This window comes from Exiguobacterium sp. s43, assembly GCF_018617255.1.
In the GTDB taxonomy this organism is placed as follows: domain Bacteria; phylum Bacillota; class Bacilli; order Exiguobacteriales; family Exiguobacteriaceae; genus Exiguobacterium; species Exiguobacterium profundum.
This window is the reverse complement of sequence record NZ_JACSJT010000005.1, coordinates 21,323-37,415: the sequence shown is the minus strand read 5'-3', so window position 1 is coordinate 37,415 and position 16,093 is coordinate 21,323. Positions and strand designations below refer to the sequence as shown.

General features: G+C 47.6%; 17 protein-coding genes. 15 read left to right on the top strand and 2 right to left on the bottom strand.

Translation table 11 applies throughout. The features are described 5' to 3' along the window. Positions 1 to 157: 157 nt before the first annotated feature. On the bottom strand, positions 158 to 2,089 hold the full coding sequence (locus tag KNO79_RS14350; RefSeq protein ID WP_214691614.1) for an AAA family ATPase: 1,932 nt from the start codon (positions 2,087 to 2,089) through the stop codon (positions 158 to 160). A 332-nt stretch (positions 2,090 to 2,421) separates the two neighbouring features. Here KNO79_RS14350 and KNO79_RS14345 point away from each other — a divergent pair, with 332 nt between their 5' ends. From KNO79_RS14345 to KNO79_RS14335, 3 genes are all read left to right on the top strand, one after another. Further along, a complete protein-coding gene (locus KNO79_RS14345; protein ID WP_214691613.1) occupies positions 2,422 to 2,760 on the top strand; it encodes an AbrB/MazE/SpoVT family DNA-binding domain-containing protein in 339 nt (112 codons plus the stop codon). A 6-nt stretch (positions 2,761 to 2,766) separates the two neighbouring features. After that, a complete protein-coding gene (locus KNO79_RS14340) occupies positions 2,767 to 3,081 on the top strand; it encodes a type II toxin-antitoxin system RelE/ParE family toxin (protein WP_214691612.1) in 315 nt (104 codons plus the stop codon). 133 nt (positions 3,082 to 3,214) lie between these two features. After that, complete coding sequence (locus KNO79_RS14335) at positions 3,215 to 4,006, top strand: hypothetical protein (RefSeq protein WP_214691611.1); 792 nt, start codon at positions 3,215 to 3,217, stop codon at positions 4,004 to 4,006. Positions 4,007 to 4,116: 110 nt separating this feature from the next. Here the strand turns inward: KNO79_RS14335 and KNO79_RS14330 are convergent, their stop codons facing one another. Continuing rightward, positions 4,117 to 4,341, bottom strand: coding sequence for a helix-turn-helix domain-containing protein (locus KNO79_RS14330; RefSeq protein WP_214691610.1), 225 nt, complete (start codon positions 4,339 to 4,341; stop codon positions 4,117 to 4,119). 336 nt (positions 4,342 to 4,677) lie between these two features. Between KNO79_RS14330 and KNO79_RS14325 the strand changes: the two genes are divergently transcribed. The 12 genes from KNO79_RS14325 to KNO79_RS14270 all read left to right on the top strand — a co-directional run bounded on the left by KNO79_RS14325 (position 4,678) and on the right by KNO79_RS14270 (position 16,091). Further along, positions 4,678 to 5,166 (top strand): helix-turn-helix domain-containing protein, encoded by a 489-nt coding sequence (locus KNO79_RS14325; RefSeq protein WP_214691609.1) that lies wholly within the window; start codon positions 4,678 to 4,680, stop codon positions 5,164 to 5,166. Positions 5,167 to 5,464: 298 nt separating this feature from the next. Further along, a complete protein-coding gene (locus KNO79_RS14320) occupies positions 5,465 to 5,647 on the top strand; it encodes a hypothetical protein (RefSeq protein WP_214691608.1) in 183 nt (60 codons plus the stop codon). A gap of 12 nt (positions 5,648 to 5,659) precedes the next feature. Then, entirely contained in the window at positions 5,660 to 5,884 is a 225-nt protein-coding gene (locus tag KNO79_RS14315; RefSeq protein ID WP_012390467.1) for a hypothetical protein, read from the top strand. A 64-nt stretch (positions 5,885 to 5,948) separates the two neighbouring features. Then, a complete protein-coding gene (locus tag KNO79_RS14310; RefSeq protein WP_214691607.1) occupies positions 5,949 to 7,049 on the top strand; it encodes a hypothetical protein in 1,101 nt (366 codons plus the stop codon). 14 nt (positions 7,050 to 7,063) lie between these two features. After that, positions 7,064 to 9,427, top strand: coding sequence for a VirD4-like conjugal transfer protein, CD1115 family (locus KNO79_RS14305; protein WP_214691606.1), 2,364 nt, complete (start codon positions 7,064 to 7,066; stop codon positions 9,425 to 9,427). Between the two features lie 16 nt (positions 9,428 to 9,443). Next, positions 9,444 to 9,686: a hypothetical protein gene (locus KNO79_RS14300; RefSeq protein WP_214691605.1), complete on the top strand. Its 243-nt coding sequence runs from the start codon at positions 9,444 to 9,446 to the stop codon at positions 9,684 to 9,686. 16 nt (positions 9,687 to 9,702) lie between these two features. Next, a complete protein-coding gene (locus tag KNO79_RS14295) occupies positions 9,703 to 10,119 on the top strand; it encodes a hypothetical protein (RefSeq protein WP_214691604.1) in 417 nt (138 codons plus the stop codon). Between the two features lie 15 nt (positions 10,120 to 10,134). Continuing rightward, positions 10,135 to 12,087: a pLS20_p028 family conjugation system transmembrane protein gene (locus KNO79_RS14290; protein ID WP_214691603.1), complete on the top strand. Its 1,953-nt coding sequence runs from the start codon at positions 10,135 to 10,137 to the stop codon at positions 12,085 to 12,087. 6 nt (positions 12,088 to 12,093) lie between these two features. Next, positions 12,094 to 12,393, top strand: a complete 300-nt coding sequence (locus KNO79_RS14285) for a DUF5592 family protein (protein ID WP_214691602.1) — start codon at positions 12,094 to 12,096, stop codon at positions 12,391 to 12,393. A 1-nt stretch (position 12,394) separates the two neighbouring features. Then, complete coding sequence (locus KNO79_RS14280; protein ID WP_214691601.1) at positions 12,395 to 13,015, top strand: hypothetical protein; 621 nt, start codon at positions 12,395 to 12,397, stop codon at positions 13,013 to 13,015. A gap of 17 nt (positions 13,016 to 13,032) precedes the next feature. Beyond that, on the top strand, positions 13,033 to 14,985 hold the full coding sequence (locus KNO79_RS14275) for a VirB4 family type IV secretion system protein (protein ID WP_214691600.1): 1,953 nt from the start codon (positions 13,033 to 13,035) through the stop codon (positions 14,983 to 14,985). Further along, positions 14,985 to 16,091, top strand: a complete 1,107-nt coding sequence (locus KNO79_RS14270) for a lysozyme family protein (RefSeq protein WP_214691599.1) — start codon at positions 14,985 to 14,987, stop codon at positions 16,089 to 16,091. The genes KNO79_RS14275 and KNO79_RS14270 overlap by 1 nt, the downstream gene beginning before the upstream one ends. The last annotated feature ends 2 nt before the right edge of the window (positions 16,092 to 16,093 follow it).

Here is a 16,093-nt window from a genome sequence, read left to right as displayed (position 1 = left end):
ACAGATGTTTTAAAAGATATTCTGGTAATTTAAAAGTAATACATGAGCATCGATGTTTTCGGATATAAACCAGTAACTTGTGATAATCCTATATTATCACAAGTTAATATAGAAAATATTTAGAACCATTTAAAATTAAATGGTTCTAAATAACTAATTAGTTGGTGATAGATGTTTCAGTGTCTAAATTCAAGGAAATATAGTTATCTTCACCAATAACAAATTTAAAAAATCTCATTAACTTTTCTTGATATAAATCGAAGTTTTCATAAATCAGTGTGGTTGCCTTCCATGGCTTATCAGAAGCCCATGTTTCATTAAAGATATCTTCCTCAAAATTAGGTTGATGCGTAAGGCGTAAAGATTCAGAACCTATCAAATTTAAAATGTTAAGGTTGTTTCCTTCGTTAGAACTTTGAGAATCTAAATCATGTATAAGGTGCGGTTGAATTCCAAAATGCGATAAAACTTCATAATATGCTTTCTGAGTTAACTTTCCATTACAAGGTATAACAGACACTTCTCTTAAGATGTTTTCAAGTTGTTCTTTAATTTCAGGGTTTCTTTCTTGGATTATATTTTTAATCGCTGAGATACTTGCTACTTCGCAATCACCTTCCACAAGAATTACTCTTCTAGCGAAAAAAGTTTCTAACGTTGAGGTATTAAAGTTTAATAGCATACGCATTCTATTGCGCTTCTCTCTAGCTGTGTCGCCATCAAATATATTGTTCTCAACCTGCCTAATTGTTGTGCCTTGATCAATATTTTTTTGCATCAAAACTATTCCTTGGTGTCGGTCAGCCAAGTCAATAAAGTTTTCTGAGTGTGAGGTACAAATCACTTGGGCCAAAGGATGTTTTGAAATTTGAATTAATGAATCTCTCATTTTTCTCTGTAAGTGAGGGTGTAAGTATATTTCCGGTTCTTCAATTAAAAATAAAAAGCTTCTCTTCCAAACAGCCTCATCGCCTTCATGTGAAGCATCATTAGTATCGTCTAAGGTATTGTTGGTGAGTTGTTCTGCCATCAATTCCAATAATGAAAGTATTAACATTCTCTGTACCCCATTACCCTGTTGGTTGGGGTGAGTAACTAAATTGTTATGCTTTAAATATATGTTAGAGTTTAAATGTAATTTTTGCATTACTTCTGGTACTTCAAAATCTACGTTAGCTTCGATATCCATTAATCTTTTTAATTTCCGACTTAGCTTATCTTCTAAATTTAGTACTTCAACGTGTCTAGTACCTTCATTAAATATTGTTTTCAAAGAATCTAATGAGTTTCTGAAATCTTGAATTTCTTGCGTTTGATTCAAGTGGTGTTCGAATAACGCTGAAGTTATTTGATTAGCAGCAGACTTGTTTTTATTTGAGTCCGCTTCCTCATCAATTAATTTCACGGCGGGTACATAAATAACTTTCGGCATAATTGATCGAATATTAGAAGACAAACCGTTTGGATTGTCCATCCATTTGACGTCGCCTTCTGTTATTAAATCAGGATTATTCATATAAACATAACGTACAAATTCATTTCTAATCGTTGAAGAAATCGTTGACGAAGAAAGCCCCTTTTCAACAACAAAGCTTGTATGTAAATCACGTAATTTTTGAGACTTGGTATTAAATGTTCTTTGATTCCACGTTCTTTCACCATTTAATTCTGTAATAATAAGTTCAGTGCTATATACTTCAAAAGGTATGTTTGCATCCTTTGTGGTTATATCACTCCATTTCCGTCTTAAAGTTAACTCGTTATTGTATATATAAGGTTTTATAAAAGAATGATTATAATCAGCTTGGTTAAAGTCATTAAATACAATAGTTATTTCAATGGCTTCAGATTCATTTGTAGGCAGTTTTTTAAACGGAAACATATTTAAAGTCGGGGTATTAGGTGTATCATTTTCAGGTAAGAACAGTTTTAAAGCTTCGAGCAATGATGATTTGCCTATATTGTTTTCACCAATAATTGTTAAAAAATCTGAAGAGCCCTCGCTATCAACTATAGGTATGCTCACTGTACATTCTTCACTTCGCCCAATATTTTTGAAATTTTTAATAGTAAATTCTTTAATCCTCAATTCTAATCCACCTAATTTCTTGATATTTTTGTTTCTAAAATGGTTATTCTTTTATTGTGAAGTTAATCCTCTGTAATTTTTTAAATATTTTATTTTTTGACTTATACAATATTTTTATATGAATAAATTTTTAGTCATTTGAAGCAAAAAGGATTTGGAAACGATTAAAGAATTATTAAATTTAATACGCTAAGATTGAATTAATTAGGAAAGTGGTATAAAGTTAACATAAGTAAAAAGTAAGAATCCTTACTTTATGTAAATGGAAAAAACCGAGCGAAAATAAATTACAAAACAATGAAAATGGTAAAGTGAAAAAGGAGAGATAAACCATGTTAGCAACGAAAACGAAAAAGGTTGCCGTCTCCAGCAAAAGACAAATCGCCATTCCAAAAGAATTCTTTGATGCAATCGGTATTGAAAAAGAGATTATTATGGAACTGAATGACGGAGTTATTAATATCAAACCAGTAAGAACACATACAGATGATTTCTCAGAAGAAATATTAGCAGATGTTATTCAAGAGGGCTTCACAGGGAACGACATTTTGAAAGAATTTCAACGCCGTAAAAATATGATTCGTCCGGCTATTTCACAAATGATTAAGGAAGCAACAAGCACTAAACCAATATCAATAGATGATCTATTCGGAGATGACGACGAGGACTGATTTGAATTGAATGATAAAGTACCGATTGTATTTCATCCAGCAGCAAAAAAATATTTTGTGAAGTTAAAAAAGAAAGATAAACAACTTAGTGAGCTGTATAAAGTAAATCTTCAAAAGATTGTAAGCAACCCTGAAATTGGTGAATTTAAAACAGGGGATCTGGCTGGCATCAGAGGATATGATTTTAGGCATAAGGGGACCGTATACGAGATTGCTTACAGTATTGAAATGGGCGAAGAAGGGGAATTGATTGTCGTTATTTTAGCCGGGACCAGAGAAAATTTTTATAATGAATTGAAGAGATATTTGAAATCCAGATAATTAAATGCAATGTTACAGCCTAAGAATATATAGACTTTATTAGGCGCTTAAAATTAATATTGATTTTAAGCGCCTTTTAAATACGACCTTAATATTCTATAAAAAATCGCTTTGAAAGCTAGAGGGTACATTTATGCCAAATCCAAAAAAAGAAAAAAATAATGTATTAGATGCGAGTATATTCATTACACTTGCAACTGCCTTATTATATTTTTTAGTATATCAATATGAAATAACATATATTAAAAATTTCGGATTAGATGATTTTGGTATTGTGACGGTTTCATTTTCAAATTTTATTAAAATAGCCTCAGCTATTGTAATTACATTCATGTTAATTGCACTTACTTACATAGTATTAATTGTTAATTTAATGAATAGAACGCATCCTTTTGCAAAGTTAGCATTTGAATACCATGCTTTTTTTCTTATGATGTTAGTATTATATTTTGTTCAATTTAAAGACAATATTTTTTATTTTTCTGTTTTTTTTGGATCAATTCTATTGTTTGTTATTTCAGTTTCTTGGTGGAACTATAGACACATAAAAGGCCCAAAAAATAAGGTCGAAGCCTATTTAAATAATAAAGTTATAAATTTAAGCGATATTGTTCATTTAATTTCAACTTCAAACGTAACAAAATTTGTAGTCTTAGTCGTATTTTTGTCATTTTCCTTGTCTATAGTAAGTTTTCTCGCTGATACAGATACAAAAAATCAAACAACTTTCTATGTAACTGAGTTCAAAGGAGAAAGTTTTGTAATGATTTATGCCGGAAATGAAAAATTACTGTTAGCTAAATTTGACAATAAGACTAACACCTATACAGAAGAAGTAATCGTAGTAAATGTCGTCAGTAATAATGACACTACCATGAATTTAAAAAAAATAACCGTACCTGACGGCATCAAACTAGATAAGTAAAATTAATTTGAAAGAACAATTATTTAACTACACTTTGCTATCATGCAAAATGTAGTTTTTTCAATATGACAGCGCGAAAGTATGTAACCATTGATATCTATTTAATCTAGTTATTTGTTAAATTTATTATCATTAAAAAATTCATTTAAAGAAACATCTAAACCATCACAAAACTTTTGAATTGTACTCACTTTGGGATGTTTGGTGCGTCCGCTCATCAACTCTGAAATCGTCGCCTGATTCAGTCCACCTTTTTGAATCACTTGATGGATGGTCATACCGTGCTCTGCTGCGAGCTCCTTCATCCGCTTGATAATTGCCTCGTTCAATTCCACTTGCTCACCCCACGATTAAAGTACTCTCTTCATCACTTATTCTTTACGAACACTTCTATTCCTCTACCCTACCACAATCTCTTGAAATCAAAATACTTGTCATTATTTTCTATAATTAAGCGTTATTTTTTTACAGTTGTGCGACAAAACCAAAAATATTGAGTTACTGTTTCTCTCCATCCCTTGTTTAGAGCGGGTTCGACAAGAATCGTCAACTGTAAAATTTCTGACATATCAGAAAACTGATGATTTTTATTCCTAACCCTGTTATATTGGAACCAACAAAAGGAAACATCTGTTTGGTCGCCGCTCTGGTTTATAGAAAGGGGAAGGCTTATGTATCGATTCGGGGAGTGGTTGAAGGAGAACCGCCGGCTCTCGGGCTGGTCACAGATCGAACTATCAGAGAAGACATTCGGAGAAATCTCACAGCCCGCCATCAGCCAGTATGAACAGAACCGCTCGGTGCCGTCGATTGCGGATATCGACCATCTGGCCCGCGCGTTCGGGCATACGCTCGCGACGGTGCCATGGGACGCCATCGACTTCGGGTACGGAGCGAAGCGTTCCGTCACTAAGCTTGAGCGACGCCGGTTCGACCTGAAGGAACTCCCGCAGGCCGACTCGGTGCGCACGTTCGACGGGAAGACATACGAACTGCACGGTTTCATCGGTGTCGAGAAGGCAAGCGGTGAGGCGGTCCAGTTGACGCAACTCTACTATCGGATCCGGACGGTCGTCTGTGACGCCTACGTGCTCGCGAAGCGCAAGAACCCGGATGACGAGCTCATCCACGTCAAGAAGCGAAAAAGAGTCCGACAGTAACCGTCATCGACGCAGCAGCACATCCTTAAGGATGGTCTCCTCCAATCACATATCGGCGTGTCCCTCACCAGTGACCGGGTGGGCGGGATCTACGCACAGATGGTTCGGCGAGAGTCGCCTAAAACTCGCCACAAGGTCACTACATCGTTCCGGGTCATCGAAAAACCTTGTACAGCTCCTTAGATTTTTGAGGAGCGGAGTTCGTGGGGGAACGGCTAGAAACCCACCGCACCGAATCCGACTGTCCTTAATGATGTGCTGCTGCACATCACGAGATCAAGGGAAGGAAGTGTGTACTGTGGCATCAAAAGAACAGAAACAGAACCGTAGCTTCGCCGAGAAACTCTTACGCATTCGTGGGAAGGATTACGAGGAGTGGCTCGACGAAAAACATCAACAGGTCATCCAGGACAACCAGGAACTCATTTTGGAGGCGCTCGAGGCGAAGCTCAGCTTCAAGTCGCCGGCGCACCAGGACTAAGGAGGGAACGACATGGGACTCAATGAGACAGGACTCAGCTTGCTTCAATTCTTCCAGGGACTTGCCGTCATCGCCGCGGCCATCGCATTTGCGATTGGGGGCTTCTACTTCATCTTCGGTGGGGATCGGGGACGCTCGAAGGCCGTCGGTTGGCTCGTCGGGGGCGCGGTCGGCTTGATCATCGTCATGGGCGCGTTCACGCTCGCCGAGATGGTCGACCAGAACATCAAATTCTAATACATCCACGCAGCGTTCCAATCGGAAGGCTTTTTTTGTTGCTTGAAACGAGAGGAGGAACGAGATGCTGTTTGTGCGATTCACCGACGTACCGGACACACGGGTCCAGAACTATGAACGGCTCGCTTTCGCCGAGGCGGTCATCGCCACCCATGAGCTGCACCAGGCACGTAGCGAGGAAGGGACAAGCTGTTCCGGTGACTTCCGGCTCTTCGACCAGAAAGATGAGTTGTTATATCGGGGCACGTTCACGTTCGGGACTGAAGGAACGTATCCGAACCTGTATCACCAGGTGAAAGATCGAGTTCAACGGATCCGAACGAAGAAAGAGGAGAACGCGAAGAAGATATGGCTCCTCGATGAGATTGAGACCGAGACACCGGACGACTATAAGCACCAGTCCAACAAATCGAACCCGATTGTGTCATCGACCTATCAGTCACGCTTGACCCGCCTGCAGCGCCGCCTCATCTACGGGGCGGCCACGGCTGGACTTCTCTTCACATCGTTGTTCACTGCCACCCAATGGTTCATCGATAAAGAGGCACACGCCGAACAGGTGACCGGTGTCGAACAAACATCGCTGGACGCTTACGAACAGGCGCTCCAAGGTGAGGAATCCTCGCTCATCGCTTTACTGGAACGGAAAGATCGGTCTGAGGAAGAGGATGTTCTACTGGTGAATCTCTATCTGGCAGAAAGCGCAGACCAGAAAGCGCTCGAGCTCACGGATGATCCCATCCTGATCGAAACGAAGCTGGCCGGTCTCGATCTATCCGGTAAAGAGAAATTGGAACGGCTCCAGGACTTCCAAGCGTCACATCCCACCGATGAGGGCGCGTTCGATATCGCCGCACTGAAACGGGACCATGAGACCGTGGCCAAGACGGATGACGTGGAATGGACCGCTCCTCGCATCTCGGCAAAAGTGACCGCCTATCTCTATCTCGGCGACATCGAGTCCGCAAAGGGATGGGCGTCTAAGACGAACGACACTACCGTACAAGAAAAAGTGGACAACTATCAAGACAGCATGGCCGCAATCGACAAACTGAACGAGAAACTGAAGAAGACCTCTAGCAAGGACACCTCGGCCCGTGAGAAGATTCAAGCCGCTATCGCTGCTGAAGAAGTTAACCTAGAAACAATTCTTTATTCAGATTAAGGTAGGTGAAATAATTGAGAACTCCGTCTCTGTCACCACGATTACCGATACGTCTAGTTTTCCCCGTCCTGTTCTGCCTGTTGGTGTTGCCGGTCGGGATTTTTTATCTGCTGAACGGGGTCTACAACATCATTCGACAAATCATGACCCCGATATTACAAGAAGGTCTGTTGGCTGGAGCGACGATTCCAACGCTCTCCCCCTCCCTGTTCTTGGAGGTAAGTCTTCCCTCTTCGACCGTCTTGATCGGACTGATGGCGTTCAGTCTGCTCATCGGACTGGTCGTGTTCGGCAAGGTATGGCTGAACTTCCGGGATTTGCGGAAAAATCAGAAAGGGAGCGCCCGCTTCACCTCATTCGATGAAATGAAACAACAGTACCGCCGCGTCCCCGATCGGAAGAAACGGTATGACGGATTAGGCGGTGTACCCGTCGGACGGGTCAAGAACGAGCTGCTCATCGATGACTCGCCCGTCAACAACCTTGTCATCGGCACGACCCGATCCGGGAAGGGCGAGACGTTCGTCTTCTCGACGATTGACCTGTACAGCCGGGCGCGCGATCAGGCCAGCCTGATCATCAACGACCCGAAAGGTGAGCTCTTCGCCGCCTCGAAGGAGACGCTCGAGCAACGCGGCTATCAGGTCGAGGTGTTGAACCTGATGAACCCGCTCCAATCGATGTCGTACAACCTGTTGCAGCTGACGATCGACGCATTTCTCGAGGAGAACTATTCGCTCGCCCAACAATATGCGCGCTCGGTCGCGTTCATGTTGTACCATGACCCGAAGGCACGGGACCCGTTCTGGGCCAACTCGTCAATCGACCTGTGCACGGCGCTCATCCTCGGGCTCTGTGAGGAGGCGAAGGATACGCCGGAGAAGATCAACATGTACAACGTCGCGCTCATGCTCTCGGACTTCGGCTCCCGGACGGTGGTCACGCGACAAGGGCAGGAGATCTCCGCACTGGACGAGTTCTTTCAACGCTTTCCGGAGAACCACCCGGCCCGGCTTCAGTTCGCGACGCTCCACTTCTCCGGTGGCCAGACACGAGCAAGTATCTTGGCCAATACGAATGCGAAGCTCGGCATCTTCACGTTGAACGGGACCGGAAAGCTGACGTCGATGAACTCGCTCGACATGCGACGCATCGGATTCAACCGCTGGATCAGCGGACGGAGCGAGCCTTTGACACGGCTCACGTTCACGTTCCCTGATGGCGTAACTCATGCGCTCACGACCGATGACGATGGCAGCTTCATCGTGTATCATACTTCGTCGCTTCAATCTGGAAACACCGTTCAAATCTCGACCGACTCAGGTACTTCAATGATTCAGTTGGAAGCGCAGGACGAGGAAACCGGACAATTCGATTACTCTATCGACGGTGCAATCCAAATCCGTGAGGTGATGCATCAACTCCAACCTGTGGCGGTGTTCCTGATTGTCCCGGACTATGACCCTACATTCAATGTCATCGCATCTCTTTATATCAAACAGGTGTACACGGCGCTCGCCCGGGTCGCCTCGCAGACGAAACAAGGCAAATGCGAGCGTCAGGTCGTCTTCTTACTCGATGAATTCGGTAACATGCCTCCAATCGAGGGCATGGCCAACATCATCACGGTCTGTCTCGGCCGGAACATGCGCTTCAATCTCGTCATCCAAGCCTATTCCCAACTCGAAAACCTATACGGAGAGGATTGGAAGACAATCGACGGAAACTGCGGGAACACGCACTATCTATTGACCGCGGACGAATCGACCGCCGAACTGATCTCGAAAAAGCTCGGTGAGGCGACCATCATCACGAAATCGAGGTCCGGTCAGACGTTCTCGCTTAAAAAATCGAAGACGGAGAACGTGGACGGTCGACGGCTCATGACAGCGACCGAAGTCATGGGGTTAAAAGAAGGTGAGATGCTCATCATCCGTGTCATCAAGCGTCAGGACACGAAGAAACGGCGTATCCAGTCGTATCCGATCTTCCTGAGCGGCAGGACAGCGATGAAGTACCGCTACGAATACCTGGCAGACGACTTCGACACGGACCGTTCCCTGCATGATATCGACATCCCTTGCCGTCATGCCGGTCTCGACTTCGAACAGATTCGCGTCCGTTTTGCGAAGCAAGAAGACGAGATGAATAACAACGCGCCATCGAATCAGGAAGACAAGCCCTTGACGGTACATGACGTACTTCAGGACAGCATCCTCCGCTCGATGTTCGAAGGACATGACATCGGCGGGATGTCCCTCCCTGAGTTCGAGACGAACCTGAACTTAGGAGTTTACGACGTCACCGACAGCCAGAAAAGCTTTTTGAGCACGATGATCGCGAAGCGACTCGAAAAACTGAAGCAAGGCACACCGTAGAGAGGAGGCCGAACCCATGGCCGAGAGTGCGAGAGAGAAGCGAATCCAGAATGAATTGCGTATCGTCGCGAGAATTATCGAGACGCAGCGTGTCCGCCTCGAACGGGGCGACGTGCTCAACATTCAGACGACCGACGGCTTTCTGACCGTCTATCAGGACGACACCTCAGACACCCCAAAAACTGTTACACTGATAGATAAGTTCGACTTCCGCGTCAACCTGAAAGTCGCGGATTTATTGAAGGGGAAAATCGTCTGACGGAGGGGTAAACGTTATGAGGAAACTACTTGCGGGTATTTTAGGAATCAGCTTGTTTTTACTTGGAGCTTGCTCAAATTCCAATGAGTCTTTGGTTCAACGTGATATTGAACACGTTGAGAAGGTCATGACAGCCGAAGAGGATGATTATTTGCTGATTGTAAAAGAAGAAGATGGTGAATTCGAAGAGTTTGTTGAATTCGTAAAAGAGGTAGCGAACGAAGAGAGTCAACAAGTCACGCTCTATAATACGTTTCAGCCAGATGGCGAGGAACTTGTCGATCGTGGTAACTTTGAATACACTGACGAACTAAAAGGTGCCGTTCTATACTCCATTCAAGATGGAAACGTCACAGATGAAATCAATGTTGGAATGTTGACGGCGGACAATTACGAACAACAGTTAGCGGACTTCTTTACTAGGACTCAGTAGATTGGGGGTCTTTCAATGGCTGATTCCGATTTAATCACCAAATTACAGGTATACGAAGACGTACTCCAAATAAGTAGTATGGTCAATGACGCATTACGCTCAATGGGATGGATTCTTGTCAGAGGACTATCAGTCTTGATTGACGGCCTTGAATCAATCACGGATCAAATCCTATTAACCAATACATTTTTCAATAATGACCAAGTGGTTGAATTCGTTCTTACGATTCAACCTTTTTTGTACATTCTTTTAGCAGGAAGCTTCTTGTTCACTGGGTACTTGTTGATTTTCCAAAAGAAATTTGAACGTGAGAGTTTTTTGATCAACCTGTTCATCACACTATTTATCTTAGGCTTACTTTCACCAACTATGAGTCGAATTCAGGAGTTTTCTGATGAAGCAGTCTCAGAAATCGGAACAGATTCGCTTTATGACGGAGAAGCATCATTATCTGAGAGTATCTTAAAACGGAATGTACATGATTTGATTGAGCACGATTCGAAGAATTTTGATGCTGCTACAGGAGAATCATTAAATGCCATTCCGACTGAGTTGATTGATAATATCCGAATCAATGAGATTTTCGACAAGAACAACTATGACTTATCAGCAACCGGAAACAAATTGGCCGAGTCCTACATTCTATGGAACGGAAAAGAGGCAAGTCTCGGTAAACTCGACCAAAGTGGCGTCGAATGGAACAACCAGTATTACTATCGCTATCAGCCAAACTGGTTGACCATCTTCGTGACGCTCGGGATCATGGGCTTCACGTTGTTCTCGATCGCCTACAAACTGGCGCGCCTGTCGTTCGAGCTCGCCTTCAATTATGTCTTGGCGATTCTCGTCGCACCGGCTGATCTGCACAGTGGTCAAAAGACGAAAAAGGTCATCCAAAGCATTTTGAACACGTTCCTCGTGATCATCCTGATTTTCGTCTCCATCAAACTATACACGATCGGGACCGCCTATCTCGCGGAGACGTTGGACGGATTCGCCTACCTGATTGCCCTCATCGCCTTCTCGGTCGCATTGATTGACGGGCCCAACATGGTCGAGCGACTGTTCGGGATTGATGCCGGACTCAAGCGGGGCTGGGGTGTCGCCCTCAGCGCCTATGCCGCTGGGAAAGGCGTGACCTCGGCAGGTTCCCATGCGGTCTCGAAGGTCGCGCGTGCCGCACAGGGCGCACCAAAGATGCCCTCGCTCCATGAGGCCGCGACTACGCGGATGGATTCGAATACCATGCCACGAAGTGATTCACCGCTTAATGTGGCGACCCAAGCTTCAAAGCAGATGGACGCCGAAAGACAAACCGATCCAGATGGTGTTGCTCAGACGAATCAAACCGCAAGTCGTACCCAACCTGACCAAGACGAACCGACAAGTCCGAAGGACGTTGCGCAACCAAACAACGGTCAAGAATCCGAGCTTGAAGTTCACGGGTCTCAAAACGTGAACGAAGCGTCAGGCCTCACGTCTCCCGAATCGATCCATGCGACGAACTCGGAATCGAATACCGAACGTGGACCCGACCATCAAACTACGTCTTCTGAGACGCAAAGACCGGAGTCGATTCACGACCATTTAAGTTCTGGTCAATCTCCAATCCCTACTTCGTCGACTATCGAACCGGTCACCGGGTCCATCGATGCCTCATCCGGATCAGACCACCGTCACAATGAATCGGTAGCCCGAAACGACGCGACGTCACCGACAGCTCATGAGGCAACACATTCAAACGGCTCATCCTCATCTGCGCCTGATTCGAGTGACACGTCATCAGAGAAACGCCAAGGCCGCGCCCGCCGGACCATCCATCAGGAGACCGCGCTCGACATCGAGACCGAGGTCATCGAACAGGTGCGTGAGAATCAGACGCACCGTCATAGCCGGCACCAGGAAGAGTCGCGACGGATCTATCCGACCTCGCCACCGAAACCTGACAACATGAAGAAAAAGGAGTGATGACCCATGCGTAAATACCGAATCCCGAACGAGGTCACGACCGAACTGAAAATCAATAAAATGCTCTATCTGCACGACTTCCTGTTCCTCGTCGGGCTCATCGTACTTCGACTCGTGACGCTCCCATTCATCCCGTCGGTGCTGCACATCCCGTTCACGGTCTTCCTCGTCGTATTCGGCCTGTTCATGGTACTGCGGCCGGCGACTAACCCGCAGAAGCGGATGGTCCACGCACTCTACTACGCGCTCATCAAACGCAAAGACACCTATCTCGCACTCGACGCGCAGACGAAAGGACGTGATTGAGATGGCTTTTATCGAGGAGTCGCTACAAGAACCGAGACGCACGGGGACCTGGCTCGACGAACAGGACGTGGTCGAGAAACGGAAGGTCAAAGACAAGGTCGTCGTCAAATCGACGATCGCCGAGCTGATGCCAATCGTCGATATCACTGGTACCGAGGCGTTTGAAATGCGGGACGGGACCTATCTCGACATGGTCCAGCTCACCTCGAAAGATATCTATTCACTTAACGAAGAGGAAAAAGACCATGACGTGTTCTCGCTCGCCTATCTCCTGCAGGCGTACACGTACTCGCTCAAGGTCGTGCCATTGAATACGCCACTCAGTCTCGAGCGGCAGAAAATCAGCATCGAGCGACAGATTCGACAAAATCAGACACCGGCCTACCTGCCCTTTTTACTCAAAAAGAAGCAGGAGCTCGAATACCTCGAGGAGCATCGCACCAATCGCGATTATCTCCTCTTTTTTTATGCCGAAGACGAGCGGACGTTACGAGAGCGGAAGACACACCTCTATAAACTGCTCCGCCGCTCGAATCCGATGCGCGAGCTGACACTCGACCAGAAGGTTCATGTGCTCTATCAACTGAACAACCCGAACACGAAACCGCAACTCGACGCCTGAAGAAAGGAGTGACGCACATGTGGCAGCGCCTGCGTGACAAGTTATCCAAACAACAGGACCCAGAGACCGTCAAGATCGAGAAAGGCTACAATCCCGATGTCATCGCCAAGATCCAGCCGCAGGGCGGCATTAAGTTCGACGCCAACTTCGTCCGGCTCGGTGACGGCTACCTGTCGTGTCTCCATGTCTATAAATATCAGTCACTCGTCTATGACTACTGGCTCGAACCGATCCTGAACATGCCGGGCGTTTTGACGACGTTCGACATCGGGACGGCCGACAAGCGGGAGATCATCCAGACCATCAACAAGTCGATGGCCGAACAGAACACACGCTTCGAGAACGCGAAGGACAACATCGACCGCATCGACGCCCGGGAGACGTATAAGGAACTGAACGAGCTCTATGAACAGATCACCCAGGGCGAGACGATGAAATATCTGCATCTGCGGCTCTATGTGAAGGCGAAGACGCTCGACGCGCTCGAGGTGAAAGTACAAGAAGTGATGGAAGAGCTCGAGGCCCGGAATTTCCGCTCGACGATCTTCCTGAACGAACAGGAATGGGAATGGCAGAGCCTGTTCACGAGCTATGATCAACAACAAAAGCTCCCGAACCGGCGCCGTGGGAAAGAGATCCCTTCCCTCTCCATCGCCGGAGGCTATCCGTTCCATTTCACGTCACTCCAAGACGCGACCGGGACGTATTATGGGACGACGGACACGAACGGGAGCGTCATCTTCGACCTGTTCCATAAGGACAAGCAGCGCAAGTTCTACAATGCGCTCATGATCGGCAAGATGGGGTCCGGCAAGTCGACGCTCCTCAAGAAGACGGTGCTCGACCAGGCGATCAAGGGCAACAAGATCCGCATCCTCGACGTCACGGGCGAGTTCTCCGACCTCGTGCGTCAGCTCGGTGGGAAAGAGATCGCGCTCGACGGGTCGGCCGGGCTCATCAACCCGCTCCATGTCTATAAGACGGTGACGAACAACGACGGCAGCGCCAACGAGGCACTCTCGTTCATGCAGCATCTCTCGAAGATGGCCGTGTTTTATCTCTACATCAACCCGGCGGCAACGCAGGAAGAGACGAACGAGTTCGAGATTTTGCTTCGCGATTTGTACGTCCGGCACGGGCTCTGGGACGAACAAGGCGAACTGCCGATCACGACGCATCCGGCGAACCGGTACCCGACGTTCTCCGATTTCCTGTATCTCGTGCGCCGTGAGCTCTACACGGACGACACGCGTACCTCGATCAAGGGAGCGATCAGCCCGAACCGGGTACGGCGCCTCGAGAACATCGAGCTCGCCGTCACGAACCTCGTCCATAACTACGGCAACATCTTCGACGGGCACTCCTCGATCGACCGATTCGACGAGGAGCTCATCGTGTCGTTCCCGCTCCGGAACCTGACAAGCCTACGGGACGAGGTGTTCCAGGCACAGGTGTTCTCCTTGATGAACATGCTGTGGGACGGGATGATCGCCAACGGTTCGAGTCAACTGAAGGCCTATAACCAGGGCGTGCTCCGGACCGAGGAGGCATGCAAGTACCTCATCGTCATCGACGAGGCGCACCACTTGATCAACACACGCGACATCGCCCAGCCGGCCATCCTGTATCTGCAACGCTGTATGCGCGAGGCGCGGAAATATTTCGGTGGCATCTTCTTTGTGTCGCATCTGATCACCGACTTCGTGCCGACCGGCTCGAAGTCCGAGAACGCGGAGAACGTCAAATCGCTCTTCCAGTTGACGCAGTACAAGATCATCGGCGAACAGGACGCGGAGAGCATCCCGATCATCCAGACGGTGTTCGACGGACAGCTCTCAAACTCCGAGATGCGCATCATCCCCTCGCTCGAGACGGGGCGTGTCGTCCTCAGCATCTCCGGCGTGCAGAACCTCATCTTTGACGTCGACGTCGCACCCGAGGAGCTCGCCTTGTTCGGTGGAGGTGCCTGATGTGGGCGACCGCGAAACGGACGGCGCGCTTCGCCATCACAGCGAAATGGCAGCTCGCGACGCTCAAGTGGCGACTCATCCTGCTCGGCATCGCGGCACTCGTCTTGTTCCTTGTCATCCTCGTCGTCGGCATCCTCGACACGCTCACAGGTGTCCAGAACGAACTACCGACCGACGTCACGTTCGACACGGCGGGCGGTCTTCAAGTGAGCGACCAGGTGCTCCAATATCGAGCCTTGGTCGAATCAGAACTGACGAAGCACGGACTGGCCGAACAAACGAACCTCGTACTCGCGCTCATGATGCAGGAGAGCGGCGGACACGGGAACGACCCGATGCAGGCGAGCGAATCGAAGTGCGGACGCATCGGATGCATCACCTCCCCCGAGGAGAGCATCGTCTACGGCGTCGAACATTTCGCCTCCGTCTTCGAACGGGCGAACCGTGACGTGCAGCTCACGCTACAGAGTTACAACTTCGGCGGCGGCTTCATCGATTACGTCCAAGAGAACGGCGGACGTTACTCGAAAGAGCTCGCCATCTCGTTCTCCCAAATGATGTACCAGCGTGTGAGACACACCGGCACCTACCGCTGTCATCGTCCGAGCGCGGTCCAGCACGGTGCCTGTTACGGGGACATCGAATACGTCGACGCGGTGTTGAAATATCTCGCGCCGGTCGCCGTCGCCGACGGGGTCATCACGAAAGAGCTGTTGTCGGGGTTACGTTCCCCGCTCGCCATCCCGCTCAACGTGACATCACGTTTCGGATGGCGCGTCGTCTTCGGACAACGGGATAACCACACCGGGATCGACTTCAGCTGCACCCCGTCCGACACGATCCACGCGGTCAAGAGTGGAACCGTCATCTATAGCGGGAACCGCGGACCGTACGGCAATCTCGTTCAAGTCCGGCACGACAACTACATCACGGCATATGCGCACCTGAGTCGTCTTGGCGTCCAAACGGGTCAACAGATCGAGGCCGGGCAGGCGCTCGGGTACTGCGGCACGACCGGCCGTTCGAGCGGGAACCATCTGCACTTCGAGATCAAGACGGCTGAATGGTCCGGTCATATCGATCCCGCCCCGGTCTTCGGATTATAAGT

Coding starts and splice junctions, on each gene's coding strand:
- KNO79_RS14315 (WP_012390467.1), top strand. CDS start 5,660: ATGGGACTCAATGAGACAGGACTCAGCTTGCTTCAATTCTTCCAGGGA.
- KNO79_RS14335 (WP_214691611.1), top strand. CDS start 3,215: ATGCCAAATCCAAAAAAAGAAAAAAATAATGTATTAGATGCGAGTATA.
- KNO79_RS14290 (WP_214691603.1), top strand. CDS start 10,135: ATGGCTGATTCCGATTTAATCACCAAATTACAGGTATACGAAGACGTA.
- KNO79_RS14285 (WP_214691602.1), top strand. CDS start 12,094: ATGCGTAAATACCGAATCCCGAACGAGGTCACGACCGAACTGAAAATC.
- KNO79_RS14270 (WP_214691599.1), top strand. CDS start 14,985: ATGTGGGCGACCGCGAAACGGACGGCGCGCTTCGCCATCACAGCGAAA.
- KNO79_RS14275 (WP_214691600.1), top strand. CDS start 13,033: ATGTGGCAGCGCCTGCGTGACAAGTTATCCAAACAACAGGACCCAGAG.
- KNO79_RS14345 (WP_214691613.1), top strand. CDS start 2,422: ATGTTAGCAACGAAAACGAAAAAGGTTGCCGTCTCCAGCAAAAGACAA.
- KNO79_RS14280 (WP_214691601.1), top strand. CDS start 12,395: ATGGCTTTTATCGAGGAGTCGCTACAAGAACCGAGACGCACGGGGACC.
- KNO79_RS14310 (WP_214691607.1), top strand. CDS start 5,949: ATGCTGTTTGTGCGATTCACCGACGTACCGGACACACGGGTCCAGAAC.
- KNO79_RS14295 (WP_214691604.1), top strand. CDS start 9,703: ATGAGGAAACTACTTGCGGGTATTTTAGGAATCAGCTTGTTTTTACTT.
- KNO79_RS14300 (WP_214691605.1), top strand. CDS start 9,444: ATGGCCGAGAGTGCGAGAGAGAAGCGAATCCAGAATGAATTGCGTATC.
- KNO79_RS14325 (WP_214691609.1), top strand. CDS start 4,678: ATGTATCGATTCGGGGAGTGGTTGAAGGAGAACCGCCGGCTCTCGGGC.